Source organism: Pseudomonas sp. LD120, from assembly GCF_009861525.1.
GTDB lineage: Bacteria > Pseudomonadota > Gammaproteobacteria > Pseudomonadales > Pseudomonadaceae > Aquipseudomonas.
The window spans coordinates 906,399-928,694 of the sequence record NZ_WVHL01000005.1 but is presented as its reverse complement, the minus strand read 5'-3'; the positions used below and the strand labels follow the sequence as shown (position 1 = coordinate 928,694).

Annotated in this window: 21 protein-coding genes and 1 pseudogene; 18 read left to right on the top strand and 4 right to left on the bottom strand. The window is 64.7% G+C overall.

Annotated elements, in window-relative coordinates; translation table 11 throughout:
• Positions 1-15 precede the first annotated feature (15 nt).
• Positions 16-561: a CPCC family cysteine-rich protein gene (locus PLD_RS18525; RefSeq protein ID WP_159895235.1), complete on the top strand. Its 546-nt coding sequence runs from the start codon at positions 16-18 to the stop codon at positions 559-561.
• A complete protein-coding gene (locus tag PLD_RS18520; protein WP_159895233.1) occupies positions 558-1,022 on the top strand; it encodes an SMI1/KNR4 family protein in 465 nt (154 codons plus the stop codon). The genes PLD_RS18525 and PLD_RS18520 overlap by 4 nt, the downstream gene beginning before the upstream one ends.
• 54 nt (positions 1,023-1,076) lie before the next feature.
• Here PLD_RS18520 and cobJ read toward each other — a convergent pair whose 3' ends face one another.
• The 4 genes from cobJ to cobG are packed head-to-tail and all read right to left on the bottom strand — an operon-like array spanning position 1,077 to position 5,461.
• Positions 1,077-2,798, bottom strand: coding sequence for a precorrin-3B C(17)-methyltransferase (gene cobJ / locus PLD_RS18515; RefSeq protein WP_159895231.1), 1,722 nt, complete (start codon positions 2,796-2,798; stop codon positions 1,077-1,079).
• Complete coding sequence (locus tag PLD_RS18510; RefSeq protein ID WP_159898169.1) at positions 2,798-3,529, bottom strand: precorrin-2 C(20)-methyltransferase; 732 nt, start codon at positions 3,527-3,529, stop codon at positions 2,798-2,800. The genes cobJ and PLD_RS18510 overlap by 1 nt, the downstream gene beginning before the upstream one ends.
• Entirely contained in the window at positions 3,529-4,155 is a 627-nt protein-coding gene (locus PLD_RS18505; RefSeq protein WP_159895229.1) for a precorrin-8X methylmutase, read from the bottom strand. Before PLD_RS18505 ends, PLD_RS18510 begins: the two co-directional genes overlap by 1 nt.
• Positions 4,148-5,461: a precorrin-3B synthase gene (cobG, locus tag PLD_RS18500; RefSeq protein WP_159895227.1), complete on the bottom strand. Its 1,314-nt coding sequence runs from the start codon at positions 5,459-5,461 to the stop codon at positions 4,148-4,150. The genes PLD_RS18505 and cobG overlap by 8 nt, the downstream gene beginning before the upstream one ends.
• Before the next feature lie 131 nt (positions 5,462-5,592).
• Here cobG and cbiE point away from each other — a divergent pair, with 131 nt between their 5' ends.
• From cbiE to urtA, 16 genes and pseudogenes are all read left to right on the top strand, one after another.
• Positions 5,593-6,807 (top strand): precorrin-6y C5,15-methyltransferase (decarboxylating) subunit CbiE, encoded by a 1,215-nt coding sequence (cbiE, locus tag PLD_RS18495; RefSeq protein WP_159895225.1) that lies wholly within the window; start codon positions 5,593-5,595, stop codon positions 6,805-6,807.
• 93 nt (positions 6,808-6,900) lie between these two features.
• Entirely contained in the window at positions 6,901-7,998 is a 1,098-nt protein-coding gene (locus tag PLD_RS18490; RefSeq protein ID WP_159895223.1) for a cobalt-precorrin-5B (C(1))-methyltransferase, read from the top strand.
• Positions 7,995-8,723, top strand: coding sequence for a cobalt-precorrin-6A reductase (locus PLD_RS18485; RefSeq protein WP_159895221.1), 729 nt, complete (start codon positions 7,995-7,997; stop codon positions 8,721-8,723). Before PLD_RS18490 ends, PLD_RS18485 begins: the two co-directional genes overlap by 4 nt.
• Before the next feature lie 183 nt (positions 8,724-8,906).
• Positions 8,907-9,208 (top strand): annotated as a pseudogene (locus tag PLD_RS18480) (type II toxin-antitoxin system RelE/ParE family toxin).
• A 3-nt stretch (positions 9,209-9,211) separates the two neighbouring features.
• The gene (locus tag PLD_RS18475) at positions 9,212-9,502 is read left to right on the top strand and encodes an addiction module antidote protein (protein WP_159895219.1); all 291 of its coding nucleotides are present in this window, start codon (positions 9,212-9,214) and stop codon (positions 9,500-9,502) included.
• A gap of 99 nt (positions 9,503-9,601) precedes the next feature.
• Positions 9,602-10,000 carry a DUF2946 domain-containing protein gene (locus PLD_RS18470; RefSeq protein ID WP_159895217.1) on the top strand — a complete coding sequence of 133 codons (399 nt, stop codon included), beginning with the start codon at positions 9,602-9,604 and terminating at the stop codon, positions 9,998-10,000.
• A 49-nt stretch (positions 10,001-10,049) separates the two neighbouring features.
• Positions 10,050-10,544: a copper chaperone PCu(A)C gene (locus PLD_RS18465; RefSeq protein ID WP_159895215.1), complete on the top strand. Its 495-nt coding sequence runs from the start codon at positions 10,050-10,052 to the stop codon at positions 10,542-10,544.
• A 21-nt stretch (positions 10,545-10,565) separates the two neighbouring features.
• Entirely contained in the window at positions 10,566-11,156 is a 591-nt protein-coding gene (locus tag PLD_RS18460; RefSeq protein WP_371929073.1) for a DUF2946 domain-containing protein, read from the top strand.
• A gap of 88 nt (positions 11,157-11,244) precedes the next feature.
• Positions 11,245-13,377, top strand: a complete 2,133-nt coding sequence (locus PLD_RS18455; protein WP_159895211.1) for a TonB-dependent copper receptor — start codon at positions 11,245-11,247, stop codon at positions 13,375-13,377.
• A gap of 205 nt (positions 13,378-13,582) precedes the next feature.
• Positions 13,583-14,965, top strand: coding sequence for a PepSY domain-containing protein (locus PLD_RS18450; protein WP_159895209.1), 1,383 nt, complete (start codon positions 13,583-13,585; stop codon positions 14,963-14,965).
• Between the two features lie 154 nt (positions 14,966-15,119).
• The gene (locus tag PLD_RS18445) at positions 15,120-17,264 is read left to right on the top strand and encodes a TonB-dependent siderophore receptor (RefSeq protein WP_159895207.1); all 2,145 of its coding nucleotides are present in this window, start codon (positions 15,120-15,122) and stop codon (positions 17,262-17,264) included.
• A gap of 41 nt (positions 17,265-17,305) precedes the next feature.
• A complete protein-coding gene (locus tag PLD_RS18440; RefSeq protein WP_159895205.1) occupies positions 17,306-18,094 on the top strand; it encodes an ABC transporter ATP-binding protein in 789 nt (262 codons plus the stop codon).
• The gene (locus PLD_RS18435; protein ID WP_159895203.1) at positions 18,091-19,050 is read left to right on the top strand and encodes an ABC transporter substrate-binding protein; all 960 of its coding nucleotides are present in this window, start codon (positions 18,091-18,093) and stop codon (positions 19,048-19,050) included. The genes PLD_RS18440 and PLD_RS18435 overlap by 4 nt, the downstream gene beginning before the upstream one ends.
• Positions 19,047-20,057 (top strand): iron ABC transporter permease, encoded by a 1,011-nt coding sequence (locus PLD_RS18430; protein WP_159895201.1) that lies wholly within the window; start codon positions 19,047-19,049, stop codon positions 20,055-20,057. The genes PLD_RS18435 and PLD_RS18430 overlap by 4 nt, the downstream gene beginning before the upstream one ends.
• 140 nt (positions 20,058-20,197) lie before the next feature.
• Complete coding sequence (locus PLD_RS18425) at positions 20,198-20,497, top strand: hypothetical protein (protein ID WP_159895199.1); 300 nt, start codon at positions 20,198-20,200, stop codon at positions 20,495-20,497.
• A 399-nt stretch (positions 20,498-20,896) separates the two neighbouring features.
• A complete protein-coding gene (urtA, locus tag PLD_RS18420; protein WP_159895197.1) occupies positions 20,897-22,162 on the top strand; it encodes an urea ABC transporter substrate-binding protein in 1,266 nt (421 codons plus the stop codon).
• The last annotated feature ends 134 nt before the right edge of the window (positions 22,163-22,296 follow it).

Genomic DNA, 22,296 nt, shown 5'->3' with positions numbered 1-22,296 from the left:
CCCACACCGAGCCCAATGAAAAAACTGAGCGCCACCGCAGCCATCGACCTCCTGAGCACACACAGGCTGCCCGGCCTTGACCTCGCCGCTCGGGCTTCCCTGCTCCTGGACTGGTGGGGGATCGACAGCGACAACCTTGAATTCGCAACACTGCCACCCGACCTGCAGCAACAGCTCATCTCGCAACCGGAGCCCCCGGACGATGCGCAAGACCCGCGCTACGACGCCCTGCTGCTGGTCGCCCTGCGCGCCGAGTATCGTGGCGTGACCCAGCTGTACCTGAGGCGCTGCCTGCGTGAAGCCGGGCTCGGCGACTACACCGTCAGCGCGGACATCGAGTACCTTGAGGCCTGTCCCTGCTGCGGTTATCGAACCCTCTCGGCGCGGGGCGACTACCAGATCTGCGACCTGTGCCATTGGGAGGACGACGGCAGCCAGGCGCTGGATGTGCTGAGCGGACCCAACCACAAAACCCTGGGCCAGACCCGGGAACACTTTGCCCAGCAGCAGGGCCGCCTGCCCTTGGATAAGTGGCCACACATCAGCAAGGACCACCCATGATTCCCCCGCAGTTGATCGCCCTGATCGAAGCCCAGCCCCGCTTCCGCCCGCGCCCCGACACCGCCGAGGTCACCCGAGCGCTGGCAACATTGGGGATTGCCCTGGACAGCGAGTTCGCGCAGATCTACCTGACCTGTCACCCCGCCGACTTCTTAGACCGAGTGAGCTACGGAGCGCTGATGAATATCGACGGGCCCAGTGATGAAATCCTGATGAGCACCGAGTTCATTCATGAAGTCTGGGAGTTGCCCAAGAACTTCATCGCCTTCACCTCACTGCAAGGTCAAGGCGGCTACTTGCTGGACAAGGACAGCGGTGGCGTCTGGGATTTCGACCTGGGCGACCGGGAAGCTTTCGTCGCCGGCCGCATCCCGGCCAGATGGGCCAGCTTCTTCGAATTCATCACCTGGCTGCTGACCGCCACGGACAAGGACGAGGACGAGGAAGACCTTGCGCGCTAGAAGCCGCTGCCGGCGATGGCGATCTTACGAGCGCCTTCGCCGGCAAGCCGGCTCCTACAAGGGCTTATTGCCGTACCAGCGCGGCGTGTACACCCACTCGCCACCCTCGGCCCGGGGGAACACGCAGGTGGTGGAAGAGCCCACCAGCACCATGGTGCGCATGTCCACCTGCTCCGGGGTCAGCTCGCCCAGGGTGATGACCCGCAAGGTCTGGCCAGGACGGCCAATGTCGCGCCCCAGCACCACCGGGGTTTGCGGCGTGCGGTGCTGGCGCACGATCTCCAGGGCCCGGCCCAGTTGCCAGGGTCGGGAACGGGAGATCGGGTTGTAGAAGGCCAGGGCCAGATCGGCCTGGGAGGCGAGGTCCAGGCGCTTCTCGATGATGTCCCAGGGTTTGAGGTTGTCCGACAGCGACAGCACGCAGAAGTCATGACCCAGCGGCGCGCCGGCCTGGGCGGCGGTGGCCAGGGAGGCGGAGACGCCTGGGAGGATTTCCAGGTCGACGCGGTGCCAGGCTGGGTCGCTGGACTCATGCAGCGCTTCCAGTACCGCGGCCGCCATGGCGAACACACCTGGGTCACCGGACGACACCACGACCACCGAACGACCTTGAGCCGCCAGTTCGAAAGCATGGCGGGCGCGCTGCATCTCTTCGCGGTTGTCAGTGCAGTGCATCACCTGATCGGCGCGGAACGGGCCGGCCATGCGCACGTAGGTTTCATAGCCGAGGATGTCGTTGGCCCGGGCCAGCTCGGCCTTGACCGCAGGCACCATCAGTTCGGCGGCGCCAGGGCCAAGGCCGATGACCGCAAGGCGGCCACGCGCGCGACCGATCTGCTCAGGCTGTAAAGGTTGGCAGGCCACGGCAATGGCCAACTCGTCATCAACGCTAACAGCCGACAGCCGTTGCGGCACCGCTTGTTGCGCCAGCTCGATGACACTGGCGGCCGCCGGAGCAAAACGCAGCGGCACGCCCAGTTCAGCGGCGGCCTGGTGCAGGGCACGGTCGGCCATGTCGCTGTCGGCGGCCAGCAGGCACGCCACTGACTGCACGGCAATGCGCGCCTGATGCAGGGCCTGGCGGATGCGCTCGGCGAGCCCCTGCTCAGGCGCCTCGCTCAGTTGGTGGCTACGGCAAGCGACCAGCACGCTGCGGGGGTAGATCAACAGTTCATTGGCCGCAGGTGTGCGCTCGGCGCAACCGATGTGGATGCTCAGACGCGCTTGCTGGTCTTGCGGCAGTTTGGCTTCGGCCAACCAGGGCGCGGCACCTTCGATGCGTACGCTTTCGCCCCCCAGCAGGTCGGAGACGAAACGCTTGCCCAATTCCAGGTCGCCCAGGGCATAGCCGCTGGGCGGGTTGAGCAAGCAGGTGCCGAAGCGCAGTTCGCCACTGGTGGTAATGGCCGCCGCCACCCCAAGGCCGGCGGCGATTTCCCGAGCCATGACGTTGACCCCGCCCAGGCCGCCCAGCAGCGGCACCACGGCGCTGCCGTCCTCGGCCACCGCCAGCACCGGCGGTTCGGCGCCCTTTTCCAGCAGCAACGGGGCCAAGGTGCGGATCACGATGCCGGCCGCGCACAGAGCGATGATCGGCCTGTCCTGTTGATACAACTGGCGCAGAGTCGCGCCGAATTCGTGGTAGACCCGGTCGGCGCCTTCGACCCGTTCTGCCAAGCCGTGGATCAGCGAGTCCGGGTACAGGCGCTGGATCTGCCGCGCGGTGTCGAGGCTGCCTTGGCCCAGGATGACGATGGCCGGAATTGAACGAGCCATCAGCCTTGCCACCTTTCACCGGGCACGATGATCAGCGAGAAGTAAGGCGAGGACATCGGTTCCACGTCATCCAACGGCACGATCTTCTGATTGGCCATAGTGGCGCGCTCGACGTACAGCGCCCGCTGCGCCAGCCCCAGTTCTTCCAGGACCTGACGCACCTTGGGGAAATTGCGCCCCAGCTTCATCACCACCGCCGCATCGGCATCCGCCAGACGCCGCTTGAGTTCCTCATGGGGCAGCACGCCCGAGAGCACCGACAGGCTCTGATTGCGATACACCAGGGGCGCGCCCAGTACCGACGCGCCGCCCAGCATCGAACACACTCCCGGCACCACTTCGGCCTGGTAACGCTCGGCCAGCCGGTCGTGCAGGTACATGTAGGAGCCGTAGAAGAACGGGTCGCCCTCGCAAATCACCGCCACATCGCGGCCGGCATCCAGGTGCAGCGCCAGCTCCTGGCTGGCGCTGTCGTAGAAGTCGCTGATCACCTGCTCGTAGGACAACGGCGCCGGCAACACTTCGGTGGTCACCGGGTACACCAGGGGCAACAAGGTTTGCGCCGGTTGCAAGTGCGCTTCGATGATGCCAAAGGCATTGCCTTTCTTGCCCTTGGCCACGAAGTAGGCCACCACCGACGACTCGCGCAACAGGCGCAGGGCCTTGACGGTAATCAGTTCCGGGTCACCAGGGCCCACGCCAAGGCCGATCAATCGTCCAGGTTGCTGCATCATTCGACCTCCGTGGCCAGGGCATTGACGGCGGCGGCGGCCATGGCGCTGCCGCCCAGGCGCCCCTGCATGATCACAAAGGGCACGCCACGGCTGTCGGCGGCGAGCATCGCCTTGGATTCGGCGGCGCCAACAAAGCCCACCGGGAAGCCGAGGATCAGCGCCGGTTTCGGCGCGCCTGCATCGAGCATCTCCAGCAGATAGAACAAGGCAGTCGGCGCATTGCCGATCACCACCACGCTGCCTTCCAGATGCGGCCGCCACAGTTCCAGGGCGGCCGCCGAGCGGGTGTTGCCCAGCGCCCGGGCCAACTGCGGCACGCTTTCGTCGCGCAGGGTGCAGATCACTTTGTTGTTGGCCGGCAAGCGTGCCCGGGTAATGCCTTCAGAGACCATTCGCGCGTCGCAGAGGATCGGCGCACCGGCGGCCAAGGCATCACGCCCAGCCTTGCCGGCGCCTTCAGAAAACTGCAGGCCATCGATGGCCTCGACCATGCCGCAGGCGTGGATCACCCGTACCGCCAGTTTTTCCAGGTCGGCCGGAATGCGATCCAGCTTGGCTTCTTCGCGGATGATCGCGAAGGAGTTGCGATAGATCTCTTGACCGTCGCGGATGTAATCAATCATCAAGGTGGCTCCGTGGGCGGGCATCAAGTTCAGCCTCTGCCGCTTCAATAGAAAGGTTGCGTGCGTGCAGCGTGCCGAAACCCGGCTGCGCTGCATCGCGCAAATACATGTCGTAGCGTCCTGGTGCCACCGCCAACAGGGTGACCGGAGCCACATGGGCGGCGGCGCAGGAACGCGGGCAGGCGGACAGGTGCACCGCCTGCTGACGACCGTGGTTCTGGAGCAGGGCTGCCAATGTCAGCGCGTCACCTTTGCTGTCGGCCAGGGCCTTGGCGCAACCACTGGATCCGGTGCAGGCAATCACATGGGCCAAGGCCTGTTCAGGGCTGCACAACAGACCCAGCTGGCTCAGGCGCGCCGTCACGGCCGGAGCATCCGCCGGGGCAATGGCGGGCAACAGCAGGCTCTGCCAGGGGCTGAAACGCAGGCTGCCATCGCCGTATTGCACGGCCAGTTGCGCGGTGCCCTGAAGCATGGCCGGGTCGAGACGCCCCAGGGGCGTCGCCGCGCCGACATAGACCTGCCCGTTTTCGTGCTGTGGATAAGTGCCCAGGTGCAGCCCGGCAACCGAGGCCGGACGTTGCCAGCCGTCGATGCTCAACAACGGTCGGCTCAAACGCAGGTTCAACCGGGCGAGAAAATCCGCCACCGGCACCTGGGCCAACAGGTGGCGCATCCGCGTCTGCTCCGGCGTCGCCAGCTCAAGAAACAACTCCAGCACCGCCACCAGCAGTTCATGGCCCAGTTCCTCGGGCACCGCCGCCAGAGGTGTATCCACAGGGCTGCCCGCCAGACCAAAGGCCAGCAGCAACTGTCCCTCGCGCGCAACCGCTGCCAGCCACAGATCGTGGTGATGTTCGAGCATGGCCAGGGCTTCGCCGCCGTCGAGCTGCACGGCGAACTTGGCCGACAGTTCATGAAAGCGCGGGTGACTCTGCAAGGTCGCCAGGATCTGCGCGGCCAACGGCCGGGTGTCCATCAGCATCTGCCGGTCAATCCCGGCGCTGGGACTGAGCATCAGGTTGCGTACATCATCACCGGCGGCGGTGCTCGGCCCCAGGCCGGCCGCCAGCAGCGTGTCGATCAGTGCCTGATGCTCGCTGCCGATGCCGCGAATCTGCAGGTTGGCGCGATTGGTGGCCTCGATCACACCGCCGGCGAACGCCTGCGCCGCCTCGGCCACCGCCATGGCCTGGGCCGCGCTGATGGCTCCGCCCGCCAGTTTGATCCGGCAGATGCCACCGTCCAGTGCCGGGACGATACGCAGTAATCCCGGGCAGGCCGAGGGGCGGATGGCATTGGACATAGGGCGTTCGTTCAAAGGGGCAACCAGCCGTGTGGGAAAAGCGCTTCGTCAGCGAAGGCGCGGTATTATGCCTGCTTTGTCCGAAGGCATGAAAAGCCTGCCGGTCGGAACCTTCGGTTTGAGGAATACAGATGTCGCCCTGGCTGACAGTAGTGGGAATCGGTGAAGACGGCTTCAAGGGCCTGGGCAGGAACGCTCGCCAGGCCCTGCTGGGGGCTTCACGGATCATTGGCGGTCAGCGCCAGCTGGATCTGCTGCCGGCCTGCATCCGTGGCGAACGCCAGTTGTGGCCCAGCCCGTTTTCCCTGGAACCGCTGCTGAGCCAACGCGGGGCGCCAGTCTGCGTGCTGGCCAGCGGCGATCCGATGCTGTTCGGCGTCGGCGCCAGCCTGGCCCGGCAACTGCCGGCCGAGGAGCTGCAGGTACTGCCCTTTCCTTCCTCCTATTCCCTGGCCGCCGCCCGCCTGGGCTGGGCCCTGCAAGAGGTGGTCACCCTGTCGGTGGTGGCGCGGCCGCTGGCCGCGCTCAATGCCCAGTTGTTCAGCGGCGTGCGCCTGCTGGTGCTGAGCAATGACCGCCATAGCCCGGCTGCCATCGCCGGGCTGCTGCGCGAACGCGGCTTTGGCCCGAGCCGGATCAGTGTACTGGAACACTTGGGCGGCCCTCAGGAACGACGCATCGACGGCCACGCCCACGACTGGAGCGACCCGCCGCTCGCCGATCTCAACCTGCTGGCCATTGAATGTCGTGCCGCCGCCGATACCCCGCGCTTGTCGCGTCTGGCGGGGCTGCCAGACTCGGCCTTCCGCCATGACGGCCAGTTGACCAAGCGCGACGTGCGCGCCATCACCCTCGCCCGCCTGGCTCCCGTACCCGGGGAACTGCTCTGGGACGTGGGCGCTGGTAGCGGCTCCATCGGTATCGAATGGATGCGCGCACACCCCAGTTGCCGCGCCCTGGCCATCGAGGCCGATGAGGGCCGCCAGCAGTTGATCGAACACAACCGCGATGCCCTCGGCGTGCCCGGGCTGCAGTTGATCCGTGGCAGCGCCCCCCAGGCCCTGGCCGGGCTGGAACGCCCGGACGCGATTTTCATCGGCGGTGGTGTCACCCGCGAAGGCGTGTTGCAGGCCTGCTGGGAGCAACTCAAACCCGGCGGACGTCTGGTGGCCAATGCGGTGACCGTGCAAAGTGAAATGACCCTGATGCACTGGCGCGAGCAACACGGCGGCGAACTGACCCGCATCCACATCGCCCAGGCCCAGCCCCTGGGTGCATTCGACACCTGGCGCCAAGCGCTGCCGATCACCCTGCTGGACCTGGGCAAACCCCAGGACGCGCAATGAACCGTCCAGCCACGGGCTCGCCCGTGACGCCCCTTTCCAGAGCAACCGCGCCGCTCGCCTCGCGGTCGAGCTCGCAGTCACAGGGCCTGGGGCATGCGTGAGGAAACCGCCGAACAACCGGCCCCTCTGCGCAGCGGCCTGACCACCGGCAGTTGCGCCACCGCCACCAGCCTGGCCGCCGCTCGCCTACTGCTCGAAGGTTTCGACGCCGACGCGGTGGAGATCGTCCTGCCCAAGGGCAAACAGGTGCAGATGCGCCTGGAGTTTTGCCGGCGCACCCACGCCGGGGCCGAGGCCGGTACCCTCAAGGACGCGGGCGACGACCCAGATGTAACCCACGGCGCACTGCTGTACTCCCAGGTGCGCCTGACCCCCGAGCCAGGGATCCGCTTTGTCGCCGGCCAAGGCGTCGGCACCGTGACCCGCCCCGGCCTGGTGCTGGCGGTGGGCGAGCCGGCGATCAATCCGGTGCCGCGACGGATGATCAGCGAGCACCTGCAACGGCTCGCCGAGGAGCACGCCTACACCGGCGGTTTCGAAGTCACGGTGAACGTCGAAGGCGGCGCCGAGCTGGCCCTGAAAACCATGAACCCGCGCCTGGGGATTCTCGGCGGACTGTCGATCCTGGGCACCAGCGGCATTGTCCGGCCCTTCTCCTGCGCGGCCTATATCGCCTCGATCCACCAGGGCATCGACGTGGCCAAGACCAACGGCTACCTGCACATTGCCGCCTGCACCGGCAACGCCAGCGAAGACACCATGCGCCGGGTCTACAACCTGCCGGAAATCGCCCTGATCGAAATGGGCGACTTCGTCGGCGCGGTGCTCAAACACCTGCGCAAAGTGCCTGTGGATAAACTCAGCCTGTGCGGCGGCTTCGGCAAGATCAGCAAACTGGCCGCCGGGCACATGGACCTGCACAGTCGCCATTCCAGCATCGACCTGCCGCAACTGGCGCAATGGGGCGCCGAGGTGGGCGCCGACCCGACGCTGCAACAGGCCATCCGCGAGGCCAATACCAGCCAGCAAGCGCTGGCCATGGCCAGCGCCGCCGGGATCGCCCTGGGCGACGCGGTGTGCCAGCACGCCCTGGACTTCGCCCGTAGCGTGGTGCCGGCCCAGGTCCAGGTGGAAGTCTTCGCCATCGATCGCCAGGGCGGCATCGTCGGCCACGCCGGAGCCTGGCAATGACCCGCATCCTGCTATTGGGCGGGGTTACCGAAGCCCTGGCCATCGCCCGTACCCTGGGCCCAACACATATCTACAGCCTGGCCGGTGTCGGACGGGTGCCCACCGACCTGAACTGCCAGGTACGGGTCGGCGGCTATGGCGGTGCCGAGGGCCTGGCCCGCTTTATCCGCCAAGAGCGCATCGGCCTGCTGCTAGATGCCACCCACCCTTACGCGGCACAGATCAGCGCCAATGCACAGGCCGCCGCGCAACTGGCCGGAGTTGCCTGCTGGACCTTGCGACGTCCAGCCTGGCAGCCGCAGCCCGGGGATGACTGGCGCGAAATAACCGACTGGCCGCACTTGGTGCAAGCCTTGAAACCCTTCAAGCGGCCCCTGTTCACCCTGGGTCGCGAACCCTTGCAGCATCTGGATGACATTCCTGCCGACCAGTTCTGGACCCTGCGCGCCCTGGATGCCTGCCCGGGCAATCCGCGCTGTGAAGTGATCGGGGCTCGCGGGCCGTTCCTGATCGAGGACGAACGAGCGCTGTTCGAGCGTCGGCAGATCGACGTACTGATCAGCAAGAACAGTGGCAGCAGCGCCACCGAACCCAAGCTGGAAGTGGCCCGCGAGCGGGGCATACCGGTGCTGGTGCTCAAGCGTCCCGAGTTGCCCGAGGTCGACCGCCACTTTGCCAGCGTGGCTGAGGTGCTGAGTGCCCTGGGGCAGCTGTCTCACGCCTGACAAACAAAGTCGCCAAGCCCCACAGACTCTTGGGATTCCCCTGGCAGCGATCGATAAGACAGTGCTTTAGCCTCCTTGGAAAGATTCAGTGGCGACCGACTCATCAATGGCTCGGTCGTCGCTCCAATCGATTTCAGTCTGGCAAATGACTTGCCAATACGTATCCCAAGAAATACAGTCGCCATGTTCGTCTTTGAGCAGACTCAAGCGTTCACCCACTGGCTGCTAAGCCCAAAGGATTCCCAGGGAAAACCCGCGTGCTGGCCCGGATCAGGGCGGCGCAACTGGGCCGCTTCGGCGACTGAGAACCGGTGGGCGAAGGTGTCTATGAAATGCGCATCCATCGCGGCCCCGGCTACCGGGTGTACTTCTCGCGTCGGGGCACCATGATCTACCTGTTGTTGATCGGCGTTGACAAGCGCACCCAGAGACGCGATATCCAACGCGCCAGGCAACTGGCCCATGACCTCAAGAGCGAGGGCTGAAACATGCGTCCCCCAGTCACCCGCTTCGACACGGCAGAGTACCTCAAGACCCCGGAAGACATGGTGGCCTACCTCAAAGCCTGCTTCGAGGATGATGCCGGCGACGGCAAGCTGATCCGCGCCGCCCTCAACGACATCGCCCGCGCCCGGGGCATGACCCAGGTGGCCCGCGACACCGGCCTGGGTCGCGAGAGCCTGTACAAGGCCCTGGGCAGCCAGGGCAATCCCGAGTTCGCGACTATCATCAAGGTCATGAAGGCACTGGGGCTGAAACTTCACGTCAGCCCGGCCTGAGCAGGCACTGCGACACCGCACCGCACACCGTACTTTTTTACTTATCCACAGCGATCAGGCTAAATACCCGCCTGATCGCTCAACTCACGGATTGTCTCCATGTCCCAACAACGGCTCGCATTTGCCTGGATCGCCTGCTTCGCAGTGCTGTTCAACATGCTTGCCATGCCGCTTTCCGGGGCCATGCAAGGCCAGGGTTCCGGACAGGACGAACAACTGCTGTGGGGCAGTTTCTGCTCCGCAAGCGGCACCAAGCTGATCGCCATCTCCCTGGGCACGCTTGAGCAGAAAACCCCACAAAACGACGACCACTCGAACATGCAGCACTGCTGGTGCTGCTCCGGCTCCGCGCCCCTGGTGGCCCTGCCAGGCCACGCGCCCCATTTGAGTTTCATTCGTTTCGCCACCCAGCCGGGCGCGCCGCAACCGAAAGTCGAAATGCTCACCCTGCGCCAGCAATGGCCCAGCCTGAACCCCGGTGCCCCTCCTCTGGCATGATTCGCCTTCGCAAGTGATCTGCGTATTTGAATCGTTCTGGAGAACTGCCATGTCTAAACCATCTTTGGCCAAGCAATCCCTGCTACTGGCCGCACTGCTACTGCCCGCCTGCTTCGCCACCGCCCACGACTACAAGGCCGGCGAATTACAAATCGCCCATCCCTGGTCCCAGGAACTGCCGCCGAACGCGCCGACCGTCGCCGCCTACTTCGTGGTGCACAACCCGGGCAAGACCGCCGACACCCTGCTCAGCGTCGATTCGCCAATAGCCGGCCGCGCCGAACTGCATGAGCACGTCAAGCAAGGCGACATGATGAAGATGCAACAGGTGCCCAAGGTCGAGGTGCCCGCCAGCGGCGAGGTGACCTTCGCCCCCATGGGCTACCACGTGATGTTGATGGAGCTCAAAGACCGCAGCCAACTGATCGACGGCAAACGCTTCCCCATGACCCTGCACTTCGAGAAAGCCGGCAATGTCACCGTCGAGGTGGCGGTACAGAAGCAGGCGCCGGATGCCATGCAAGGGCACATGCACGAGCAGTAAGCACTGACCGGCCCTTCTACCGTGAACACCCCGCACGTGCCTGGCCGCGGGCGGTCCGCGTCGCGTCGCAACTCCCAGGGAGTCCGGCGCGGCAGTTGGATCAGCCTGTTCGCCATGCTGATGATCTTTATCGGCCCGCTGATTTCTCAGTCGATGCCGATGGATCACACCGCGCCGATGAACATGTCCGCTTCCATGGACATGGGCGACGACGCGCCCGGCTGTCACGGTGAAAGTCCGCATCACGCCAGGCTGGGTGAAAACGTCGCGAGTGAAGACAAGACAAGGCAAAAACAGGCGAGGACGCGGAGTTTACTGACTGTAAATGAGCAGTCCGAGCCTGTTTTTAACGCAGGATTGTCGAACGCAGTAGTTTTCACCCTGCCTGGCTCGCAACCGGGCAAGTCCCCGGGCGAGCAGCATGTGCTCTGGGAAAAGTGCGGCTATTGCAGCCTGCTGTTCAATTGCCCGGCGCTGCCTTCAGGCCTGTCGTTCGCCTCACTGGCGACCACGCCCACACCTTGTTCCCTGATCCCCGCCACGCGCCTGGGTCACGCCCGGCAGACCGTGTTCCCCGGCGCTCTGACCCGCGCCCCACCGATCGTCGCCTGAGTCACCCGCTCATCTCACACGGCCGACTGTCATTGCGACAGCCGCGTAGTTGCGGCCGTGCTATTCAAGACCGATCGATGGAACATTTATGCTTTTTGCTGACACTCGCTTGGGCGCTGCCCAAGCCGCCAAGCCCTTTGCCCTGAACCCTTCGCGCCTGCGCTTCAACCATGCCCTGGCACTGCTCTGCGGCGTTCTGTTGACGCCCCTGGCCCTGGCCGACGAAGCCTCGACGGACCACGCCGAGCACGTTACCGAACTGAGCCCGACGGTGATCACCGCCATCGCCCCCAGCTCGCCACTGACTGTGGTCACCAACCCCAAGGACCCGCGCCAGCCGGTTCCTGCCAGTGACGGTGGTGACTACCTGAAGACCATTCCCGGCTTCGCCCTGGTACGCAACGGCGGCACCAACGGCGACCCGGTGCTGCGAGGCATGTTCGGCTCGCGGCTGAACATCCTCACCAATGGCGGCATGATGCTCGGCGCCTGCCCCGGCCGCATGGATGCACCGACCTCTTATATCTCTCCGGAAACCTACGACCGGCTGACCGTGATCAAGGGCCCGCAAACCGTGCTCTGGGGCCCGGGGGCCTCGGCCGGCACCGTGCTCTTCGAGCGCGAACCGGAACACTTCGGCGAGCTCGGAACCCGGGTCAACGCCAGCCTGTTAGCCGGCTCCAACGGCCGCTTCGACAAGACCCTGGACGCCGCCGCTGGCGGGCCACTGGGTTATGTGCGGGTGATCGGCAACACCGCTCACTCCGACGACTACAAGGATGGCAACAACGACACCGTGGCCTCGCGCTACGACAAGTGGAACGGTGACGTGGCGCTGGGCTGGACCCCGGACGCCGACACCCTGCTGGAGCTCACCGCCGGCAAGGGCGACGGCGAAGCCCGTTACGCCGGCCGCGGCATGGATGGCTCGCAGTTCAAGCGCGAAAGCCTGGGCCTGCGTTTCGAGAAATCCAACATCGGCGACGTGCTGGACAAGGTCGAGGCCCAGGTCTACTACAACTACGCCGACCACGTGATGGACAACTACAGCCTGCGCACACCGTCCGGCACCGGCATGATGGCCGGCCCCATGGCCTCCAACGTCGACCGCCGCACCCTCGGTGCGCGGATCAAGGGCACCTGGCGCTGGGCCGACCTGCAACTGATTGGCGGCCTGGATGCGCAGACCAACGAACACCGCAAGCGAGCCAGCAGCGGCATCGATACCTACAAGCAGCTGCCGCGCACCAAGGACGCCGACTTCCACAACTACGGCGCCTTTGGCGAACTGACCTGGTACGCCGCCGAGCGTGATCGCCTGATCACCGGTGCCCGGGTCGACCGCGCCTCGGCCAAGGACTATCGCCAGCGTCTGGGCTCGGGCATGTCCAGCCAGGCCAACCCCACCGCCGGCAACACCCGCGCCGATACCTTGCCTAGCGGTTTCGTGCGTTACGAGCACGATCTGGCCGACAGCCCGACCACGGTCTACGCCGGCCTGGGCCACACCCAGCGTTTCCCTGACTACTGGGAGCTGTTCTCGCCGAACATGGGGCCGAGCGGCTCGGCAAATGCTTTCGACTCGATCAAGCCGGAGAAGACCACCCAACTGGACTTCGGCCTGCAATACCAGAGCGAAGACCTGCAAGCCTGGGCCTCGGGCTACATCGGTCAGGTCCGCGACTACATCCTGTTCAACTACCGCCCGGGAATGATGGGCATGACCATGTCCCAGGCCGACAACATCGACGCGCGGATCATGGGCGGCGAGCTGGGGGCGGCCTACAAGCTGACCTCCAACTGGAAAGCCGACGCGACCCTGGCCTACGCCTGGGGCAAGAACAGCAGCGACGGCAAGGCCCTGCCACAGATGCCACCGCTGGACGCTCGCTTTGGCCTGACCTACAGCGAAGACGATTGGAGCGCCGGTGCCTTGTGGCGCGTGGTGGCCGCGCAGAACCGGGTTGACCTGAACAAGGGCAACGTGGTCGGCAAGGACTTCGGCAAGAGTGGCGGCTTTGGCGTGTTCTCCCTCAACGGCGCGTACCGGATCAACAAGAACCTCAAGATCAGCACCGGGGTCGACAACCTGTTCGGCAAGGCTTACGCCGAACACCTGAACCTGGCGGGCAACGCCGGTTTCGGCTACCCGGCCAACGATCCACAGGCCCTCAACGAGCCGGGGCGCACGCTCTGGACCAAGGTTGACCTGAGTTTCTAACACGCGTCCCTGTGGCCACCGCTACAAGCTGCGAGCGGCTTGGCGCTCGAGTCCCCAGGGTGGCGTAGGGGGCGGCGAACCACTGGGTTTGACGCCCCCCACGCGCTCGCATGCAGCCTCGGGCAGTGGCCACAGGTTGGGCCCGCCCCGTGGCGGCCCCTTATGCATACAACAATAGATCCACCGCCTTGCGGAGCGTTCTCTGATGAACCGACCCAACGTATCGTTCTACAACCTGGCCTGGCGCTGGCATTTTTACGCCGGGCTGTTCGTCGCCCCATTCATGGTGATGCTGTCGCTGACCGGCATCATTTACCTGTTCAAACCGCAACTGGACCCGTTGCTGTACTCCAGCCTGCTCAACGTGCCCGCCGGACATCAGCGCCTGAGCGCCGACGATCTGCTACAACGGGTGCAATCGGCCTACCCCCAAGGTCACGTCAAACAATACCTGCCCCCCGTCGACGCCGAACGCAGCGCTCAGTTCGTGGTGCAGGATGCCGACCATGAACTCAATGTGTTTATTGACCCTTACCATGGCGACGTGCTCGGCGAGCAGGATGCCAAACGCAACCTGCAGGCCGTGGCCCGGGCCATTCATGGCGAGCTGATGATCGGCACCGTGGGTGATCGGCTGGTGGAGCTGGCCGCTGGCTGGGGCATCGTCCTGGTGGTGTCCGGGCTGTACTTGTGGTGGCCCCGCGGCAAGTCCTCGGCCGGGGTGCTATGGCCACGCATGGGTGCACGTGGCCGCCTGTTCTGGCGCGACCTGCACAGCGTCCTGGGCTTCTGGGGCGCAGCCTTCCTGCTGCTGATGCTGCTTAGTGGCATGACCTGGACCGGCTTCTGGGGCAAGCAGTACGCCGAGGTGTGGAACCGCTTCCCGGCGGCCATGTGGAATAACGTGCCGACCTCCGACCAGCAGGCTCGGGAGCTCAACAGCGCGACCCGCCAAACCGTGCCCTGGGCTATGGAAAACACCCCACTGCCGATGTCTGGCGACCATGCCGAGCACATGGCCCACAACGCCGCGAACGCGGCACCAGCCGCCCCGACAGTGAGCCTGCAGGCGGTGCAAGACATCGCCCTTCAGCGTCAGGTTCAGCCGGGCTACAGCATTACCCTGCCCAGCACCGCCACCGGTGTCTTCACCATCGCGGTGTTCGCCGATGACCCGCGCAACGACGCGACCCTGCACATCGACCAATACAGCGGCAAGGTTCTGGCCGATGTGCGTTGGCAGCAGTACGGCAAGGTGGCCCGCGCCACCGAACTGGGGGTGATGCTGCATGAAGGCAAGATGTTCGGCCGCTTCAATCAGATCGTGGTGCTGGTGGTGTGTCTGATGATCCTGCTTAGCGCCGTGAGCGGCATCGTCATGTGGTACAAGCGTCGTCCACAAGGCCGACTCGGCGTACCGCCGTTGCGTCACGACCTGCCGAAATGGAAAACCGCGACCCTGATCATGGCCCTGCTAGCCCTGGCCTTCCCGTTGGTAGGAGCCTCGCTGATTGCCGTGTGGCTACTGGATCGACTGCTCTTATCGCGCTTCAACCGCGGCCCTGAATCGGCTTCACCTTCAACATGAATCAGCCGAGATGCGCGTTCCAGAGAGCTCTGTAGAATCTCAGCGCTTTAGCCATGCACAGTTATAATGTTACTTTATAACACTAAAGTGTAAGATCCTTGCCCGCAGTCCCTCCGCTGCGGGCCACCTCTCGAATAAGCGATTCAGCGTCCCGATGAACCAGTACCTGTTATCCAGCCTCTGCCTGCTTGCCTTGCCATCCCTGGCCCAGGCGGACGATTCAGCCAGCGCCCTGACCTTGCCCATCGGCACCATCTCGGCCTCGGCCAACGAGGCCAACGAGGCCGACGACAGCGTCAGCCTGCAGACCCCCACCAGCGCCGGCTCACGCCTGAGGCTCAGCGCTCTGGAAACCCCGGCCAGCACCGATAGCCTGAGCGGCGAGCGCCTGCGGGCACGGGGCGATCGCAGCATCCAGGACGCGGTCTCGCGCAGCGCCGGGATCAGTCGCACCGGCACCCCGGGCGACGGCGGCACGTCGCTATCGGCCCGCGGTTTTACCGGACAGGGTTCGGTGATGCAGTTGTACGATGGCAACCGCCTGTACAGCGGCATGGGCACCGTGACCTTTCCGGTGGACACTTGGGCGGTGGAGCGAGTCGATGTGCTGCGCGGTCCGGCCTCGGTGCTGTATGGCGAAGGCGCCACCGGCGCGGTGATCAATACCGTGTCGAAAAAGCCCTTCAGCGGCGCAATCGAAAACCGCCTGCGCCTGGGCTACGGCTCCTTCGATCGCCAGCAGCAGGCCCTGGACAGCGGCGGTTCACTGAGCGACACCTTGAGTTACCGGCTCAATCTCAATCGCCTGCGCAGCAACGGCTGGGTCGATCGTGGTGATGCCTCCGCCGACTTCCTCAGCGCGGCCCTGCGCTGGCAGGCCAGCGATGACCTGGCCTTTACCCTGGCCCACGATTACGGCGACCAGAACCCGATGAACCACTTCGGCACGCCGCTGGTCAACGGGCGTTTTCATAAAAGCCTGCGGGAGAAAAACTACAACGTCAGCAATGACAAACAGCATTACAACGATCAATGGACCCGTCTGAGCAGCGAATGGCAGATCTCCGACAGCCTCAGCGCCAACAACGAGCTGTACTACCTCAAGGCCCAGCGCCGCTGGCAGAACGCCGAGAACTACAACGTCAACCCCAGCGACCGTCAACTGACCCGCAGTGGTTACTACGGCATCGGCCACCAGCAGGAGCAGATCGGCGACCGCCAGACCTTGACCTTCAAGCACTCGCTGTTCGGCCTCGACAGCCGGACCCTGGCCGGGGTGGACTACAACCGCATCCGCTTCCACCTCAAAAGCAACTCACCCTTTATCGACGCCTCAACCAGCGCCACGCCGATCGACCTGTACCACCCGGCCAAAGGCGAGTTCGCCAGCCACAGCCCTTATCGTGATCAATTCAAGACCACCACCCAGCAGATGTCGGCCTTTGCCGAAAACCGTCTGCAACTGAGCGAGCGCTGGTCGCTGGTGACCGGTGTGCGTCGCGATTATGTGCATGTGGACCGTGATGACTTGAAGAACGGCGGCCAGAGCGACAGAACCCTGACCGGCAACAACTGGAAGGCCGGACTGGTGTTTGCCGTGACCCCGAACACCTCCCTTTACGGGCAGTACTCCACCAGCACCGACGGCGTTGGCGGGCTGATATCCCTGAGCCCGGGCCAGCAGCAGTTCGATCTCGCCACCGCTAAGCAGAGTGAACTCGGTGTCAAGCAGGTGTTCTGGGATCAACGCGGCGAATGGACCCTGGCGGCCTATCACATCGTCAAGAAGAAACTGCTGACCGATGTGCCGGGCGCCCCGGGCCAGAAGCAGCAAGTGGGTCAACAATCCTCCAATGGCCTGGAAGCCAGCCTCGATCTGCAACTGCCCCACGCCTGGCAACTGCAAGCCAACGCCGCCCTCGTGCGCGCCCAGTACGACGACTTCACGCAAACGGTTAACGCTGTGCAGGTGTCCCGCAATGGCAATCGCCCGGTGGATGTGCCCCGGCGCACGGCCAACCTGTGGCTGAGCAAGGCCCTCAACGACGACCTGCGGGCCGGCGCCGGAGTGCGCTACGTAGACGCGCGCTACGCTGACCTGGCCAACCGCAACGAGCTGCCCAGCTACACCGTGGTCGACGCCAACCTGGCGTGGAAGGCACTGCCCACTACCACCCTGGGCCTGCAAGTGAACAACCTGTTTGACCGCCAGTACGCGCAAAGCCAATACAATGACGGCCAGCAATGGATACTCGGCGAACCACGCTCGTTGTTCGTCACCGCCGACTACACCTTTTAACCCCTGCTGGCGCTGCGCCGCTGGCATCACACGGACATGGCATGACCTCGCTCAACCTCAGCAAACTGGCCTGGACACCCCTGGGCCAGGGCCATTGCCACCACCAGTTCCAACTGCGAGAAGCCAGCTTGCAGGTGGCGGCCGGTGAGTTCGTCGGCCTGATCGGGCCCAATGGCAGCGGTAAGACCAGTCTGTTGCGCTGCGCCTACCGCTTCAGCAAACCGCAGCAGGGCGAGGTGCAACTGGCCCAGCACAACGTTTGGAAGCAGTCACCGCGCTGGTGCGCACAACGCATCGCCGTGGTGCTCCAGGAATTCCCCGACGCCTTTGGCCTGACCGTGGAAGAAGTGGTCGCCATGGGCCGCACCCCGCACAAGGGCCTGTTCGACGGCGACACCGCGGACGACCGAGGCATCGCCCGCGAGGCTCTGGAGTCGGTGGGCCTGCTGGGCTTCGAGGATCACGCCTTCGCTACCCTCTCCGGCGGTGAAAAACAACGAGTGATCCTGGCCCGGGCCCTGGCCCAGCAACCGCAGTTGCTGATTCTCGACGAACCGACCAACCACCTCGACCCGCGCTATCAACTGGAGCTGCTGCAACGGGTCAAGCGCCTGGGCATCGGCACCCTGGCCAGCATCCACGACCTGAACCTGGCGGCGGCCTTCTGCGATCGGCTGTATGTCCTCGATCACGGGCGCATCGTCGCCAGTGGCACACCCAACGAAGTGCTGACCGTCGAACTGTTGCGCACTGTGTTCGGGGTCGAGGCGTTGATCGACCCCCACCCTCTGTCTGGCTACCCACGAATCACTTGGATCACCCAACCATGACCTTGCGCTCCCTGCTCCGCTCCGGCCTCGCCCTGACCCTGTCCCTGGGCACTGCCCAAGCCTTCGCCGCAGCCACCCACTACCCGCTGACCCTCAACAGCTGCAACCGCGAAGTGACCTTCAAGCAGGCGCCGCAACACGCCCTCAGCCATGACATCAACATGACCCAGATGATGCTCGCCCTGGGGCTCAAGTCGCGCATGGTGGGTTACAGCGGGGTCAGTGGCTGGAAGGCCGTGACCCCGCAGATGAGCACCCTGCTGGACGGCCTGCCGGAGCTGGCGGCCAAGTACCCGTCGGTGGAAACCCTGCTCAACGCCAACGTCGACTTCCTGTTCGCCGGTTGGGACTACGGCATGCGCGTGGGCGGCGACCTGACCCCGCAAACCCTGGCCCCCCTGGGGATCAACGTCTACGAGCTGACCGAGTCCTGCGCTTTCGTGATGAAGCGTCCGGCGGCCAGCCTCGAGGACACCTACAACGACCTGCGCAACCTGGGGAAAATCTTTGACGTGCAGGACCGCGCCAACGCACTGATCGCGCAGATGCAGGAGCAGGTCGCCAAGGTGCGCCAGGACCTGCCCCAGGACCCACCCCGGGTGTTCCTCTATGACAGCGGCGAAGACCGGGCCATGACCTCGGGCCGCCTGGGCATGCCGCAAGCGCTGATCGACGCGGCCGGCGGACGCAACATCCTTGATGACGTCGAGGCCAGCTGGACCCGGATCAATTGGGAAACCGTGGTCGAGCGCAACCCGCAGGTGATCGTCATCGTCGACTACAGCGAAGTCACCGCCGAGCAGAAGCAGCAGTTCCTGCTCAACAACCAGGCCCTGCAAGGCGTGGACGCAATCAAGAACCGGCGCTTCATCGTCATTCCCTATGTGCAGGCCACCCCAGGCATCGACAACGTGCTGGCGGTAGAAACCCTGGCCAAGGGTTTCCACGGCGAATGATCAATCGTCGTTATGCCTGGCTGTTGCTGACCCTCGGCGCCCTGCTGCTGGTGTCCTGCGTGCTGTCCCTGGGCTTTGGCCCGGCGCGGGTGCCAGTGGACGTGGTCGGGCGGATTCTGCTGCACAAGGCCTTGGGCGTGGGTGAGGTGGACTGGAGCCCGGGCCAGGAGCATATCGTCTGGCTGATCCGTGTGCCGCGCATGCTGCTCGGCGCTCTGGTGGGCGCCGGGCTGGCGCTGATCGGCGCGGTGCTGCAAGCGGTGACGCGCAATCCCCTGGCCGACCCACACCTGCTGGGGGTGACCTCCGGCGCCACCCTCGGCGCGGTGATCGTGGTGCTGCACCTGGGGCAGGTCATCGGCCTGTTGACCCTGCCGCTGGCGGCCTTTATCGGTGCGCTGGCGAGCATGCTCCTGGTGCTGGGCATCGCCGCCCGCAACGGCCGCCTGGACAGCGACCGCCTGCTGCTGTGCGGGGTGGCGGTGTCGTTCGTGATGATGGCGGTGGCCAACCTGCTGCTGTTCATGGGCGATCACCGGGCCAGTTCCGCGGTGATGTTCTGGATGCTCGGCGGCCTGGGGCTGGCGCGCTGGGAACTGTTGGCGGTGCCCGCCGCCAGCGTGCTGCTGGGGCTGGGATTGCTGCTGGGTATGGCGCGGCCGCTGAATGCCCTGATGGCCGGCGAACAGACCGCCGTGACCCTGGGCCTGAATGCGCGCAACGTGCGCCTGAAGGTGTTCCTGATCGCCTCGCTGATGACCGGGGTGCTGGTGTCCATCAGCGGCTCCATCGGTTTTGTCGGGCTGATGGTGCCGCACATTGCCCGGCGCCTGGTGGGCGCCGAGCATCGCCGCTTGCTACCGGTGTGCGTGTTGCTGGGCAGCGTCTTCCTGGTCTGGGTCGACGTCGCCGCCCGCACCCTGATCGCCCCCGAGGACTTGCCCATCGGCGTGGCCACCGCCGCCATTGGCGGGGTGTTCTTCATCGGTCTGATGCGTCGCCGCTGACCGCCCTCTGCAGAACCCGGCTTGCCGGCGAAAGCGCCCTTGAGTCCAGTGCAACAGACGCGGAACTCTGCGCCGCTCCGCAGCCACACTCGGCGCCGATGCTTTAAGATCTGGCGCTTCAATCTCTCAGGACGAGTCTCATGTTTAAAACCGCACTCTTGGCCTTGCTACTGGGGACTTCACTTGGCGCCGTGGCCGGCACCTCGGTCGAGGTCTCGAAAATCTACGGCAACATCCAGATCGTCAACAGCTTCCCCGACTACAAGGTCAAGGTGGTGAACTCCTTTCCCGACCTGAAGGTGAAGGAGGTCAACTCCTTTGCCGACTCGCCGGGCAAGTGGAAAATCGTCAACAGTTTTCCCGATTACAAGATCCAGTTCGTCGACTCCTTTCCCGATTTCACCATCAAATACGTCGACTCCTTCCCCGGTGTGAATTGAAGCCCCTCGCTGGCCAAGGCTGGCGCGCTGCGCCAGCACCACAATGACGCATCCCCGCGCACCGCACCCTTGCCCAGGCCTCGTCTTGGGGCACCACCTGGCCCGCCGTCGCCGTTAAAGCGACGTTTTCCTACCCCGCACCGACTCGGCACACCCTTTGCAAAACAGCCCTTCAGTACAGGCGGAGTGAGCACGACTGCGTTTGGCAACACGGCGTTAAAACCAGGCTCGGACGCACGTTCGATCGGAAGGCTCATTTAGGCCCCCTAAAGTCGAATGCGACCCCAGCCGTTCCTCGCCTGTTTTGCCTTGTCTGCCTTCACTCGCGCCGTTTTCACTGCGTCTGAGAAGTCCGCATCTACCACCTGAAAAAAATCAAAAGTTCATGGAGATCGCACAATGAAGCGTCGTAGTTTGCTCAAGGCTTTCACCCTGTCGGCATCGATTGCCGCGATGGGCATGACCTGGACCGTCCAGGCCGCCGAAACCATCAAGGTGGGGATCCTGCACTCGCTGTCGGGGACCATGGCGATCTCTGAAACCTCACTCAAAGACATGGCGTTGATGACCATCGACGAGATCAACGCCAAGGGCGGGGTCAACGGCAAGCTCTTGGAACCGGTGGTGGTGGACCCGGCCTCGAACTGGCCGCTGTTCGCCGAGAAGGGCCGCCAGTTGCTGACCCAGGACAAGGTGGCGGTGGTGTTCGGCTGTTGGACTTCGGTGTCGCGCAAATCGGTGTTGCCGGTGTTCGAAGAGCTCAACGGCCTGCTGTTCTACCCGGTGCAGTACGAAGGCGAAGAAATGTCGCCCAACGTGTTCTACACCGGCGCCGCGCCGAACCAACAGGCGATCCCGGCGGTGGAGTACCTGATGAGCGAAGACGGCGGCGGCGCCAAGCGCTTCTTCCTGCTGGGCACCGACTACGTCTACCCGCGCACCACCAACAAGATCCTGCGTTCGTTCCTGCACGCCAAGGGCGTGGCCGACAAGGACATCGAAGAGGTCTACACCCCGTTCGGCCACAGTGACTATCAAACCATCGTCGCCAACATCAAGAAGTTCTCCGCCGGCGGCAAGACCGCGGTGATCTCCACGGTCAACGGCGACTCCAACGTGCCCTTCTACAAGGAGCTGGCCAACCAGGGCCTGAAGGCCACCGAGGTGCCGGTGGTGGCGTTCTCGGTGGGCGAGGAAGAACTGCGCGGCATCGACACCAAGCCGCTGGTGGGCAACCTGGCGGCGTGGAACTACTTCGAATCAGTGGAGAACCCGGTGAACCAGAAGTTCGTCGCCGCCTGGAAGGCCTACGCCAAGGCCAAGAACCTGCCGGGGGCGGACAAGGCGGTGACCAACGACCCGATGGAAGCCACTTACGTCGGCATCCACATGTGGGCCCAGGCGGTGGAAAAAGCCAAGTCCACCGATGTCGACAAAGTGCGTGAAGCCCTGGCCGGGCAGACCTTCGCCGCGCCCTCGGGCTACACCCTGACCATGGACAAGACCAACCACCACCTGCACAAGCCGGTGATGATCGGCGAGATTCAGCCCGACGGTCAGTTCAACGTGGTGTGGCAGACCGAAGGCCCGATCCGTGCCCAGCCCTGGAGCCCGTACATCCCGGGCAACGACAAGAAGCCGGACTACGCGGTCAAGAGCCACTGATCGCCGGATGGACGCCAAGCCTTCAGGCCCGGCACACCTCCTGTAGCTGCGGCAGGCTGCGATCGGCCTCGAAGAGCACGTGCTCTTGAGGCCTTTGAAGGTCCTGCGGACCTTATCGCAGCCTGCGGCAGCGG

Excerpts from the sequence above, each read along its gene's own strand:
- PLD_RS18525 (WP_159895235.1), top strand. The coding sequence starts at position 16 with ATGAAAAAACTGAGCGCCACCGCAGCCATCGACCTCCTGAGCACACAC.
- PLD_RS18520 (WP_159895233.1), top strand. The coding sequence starts at position 558 with ATGATTCCCCCGCAGTTGATCGCCCTGATCGAAGCCCAGCCCCGCTTC.
- cobJ (WP_159895231.1), bottom strand. The coding sequence starts at position 2,798 with ATGGCTCGTTCAATTCCGGCCATCGTCATCCTGGGCCAAGGCAGCCTC.
- PLD_RS18510 (WP_159898169.1), bottom strand. The coding sequence starts at position 3,529 with ATGCAGCAACCTGGACGATTGATCGGCCTTGGCGTGGGCCCTGGTGAC.
- PLD_RS18505 (WP_159895229.1), bottom strand. The coding sequence starts at position 4,155 with ATGATTGATTACATCCGCGACGGTCAAGAGATCTATCGCAACTCCTTC.
- cobG (WP_159895227.1), bottom strand. The coding sequence starts at position 5,461 with ATGTCCAATGCCATCCGCCCCTCGGCCTGCCCGGGATTACTGCGTATC.
- cbiE (WP_159895225.1), top strand. The coding sequence starts at position 5,593 with ATGTCGCCCTGGCTGACAGTAGTGGGAATCGGTGAAGACGGCTTCAAG.
- PLD_RS18490 (WP_159895223.1), top strand. The coding sequence starts at position 6,901 with ATGCGTGAGGAAACCGCCGAACAACCGGCCCCTCTGCGCAGCGGCCTG.
- PLD_RS18485 (WP_159895221.1), top strand. The coding sequence starts at position 7,995 with ATGACCCGCATCCTGCTATTGGGCGGGGTTACCGAAGCCCTGGCCATC.
- PLD_RS18475 (WP_159895219.1), top strand. The coding sequence starts at position 9,212 with ATGCGTCCCCCAGTCACCCGCTTCGACACGGCAGAGTACCTCAAGACC.
- PLD_RS18470 (WP_159895217.1), top strand. The coding sequence starts at position 9,602 with ATGTCCCAACAACGGCTCGCATTTGCCTGGATCGCCTGCTTCGCAGTG.
- PLD_RS18465 (WP_159895215.1), top strand. The coding sequence starts at position 10,050 with ATGTCTAAACCATCTTTGGCCAAGCAATCCCTGCTACTGGCCGCACTG.
- PLD_RS18455 (WP_159895211.1), top strand. The coding sequence starts at position 11,245 with ATGCTTTTTGCTGACACTCGCTTGGGCGCTGCCCAAGCCGCCAAGCCC.
- PLD_RS18450 (WP_159895209.1), top strand. The coding sequence starts at position 13,583 with ATGAACCGACCCAACGTATCGTTCTACAACCTGGCCTGGCGCTGGCAT.
- PLD_RS18445 (WP_159895207.1), top strand. The coding sequence starts at position 15,120 with ATGAACCAGTACCTGTTATCCAGCCTCTGCCTGCTTGCCTTGCCATCC.
- PLD_RS18440 (WP_159895205.1), top strand. The coding sequence starts at position 17,306 with ATGACCTCGCTCAACCTCAGCAAACTGGCCTGGACACCCCTGGGCCAG.
- PLD_RS18435 (WP_159895203.1), top strand. The coding sequence starts at position 18,091 with ATGACCTTGCGCTCCCTGCTCCGCTCCGGCCTCGCCCTGACCCTGTCC.
- PLD_RS18430 (WP_159895201.1), top strand. The coding sequence starts at position 19,047 with ATGATCAATCGTCGTTATGCCTGGCTGTTGCTGACCCTCGGCGCCCTG.
- PLD_RS18425 (WP_159895199.1), top strand. The coding sequence starts at position 20,198 with ATGTTTAAAACCGCACTCTTGGCCTTGCTACTGGGGACTTCACTTGGC.
- urtA (WP_159895197.1), top strand. The coding sequence starts at position 20,897 with ATGAAGCGTCGTAGTTTGCTCAAGGCTTTCACCCTGTCGGCATCGATT.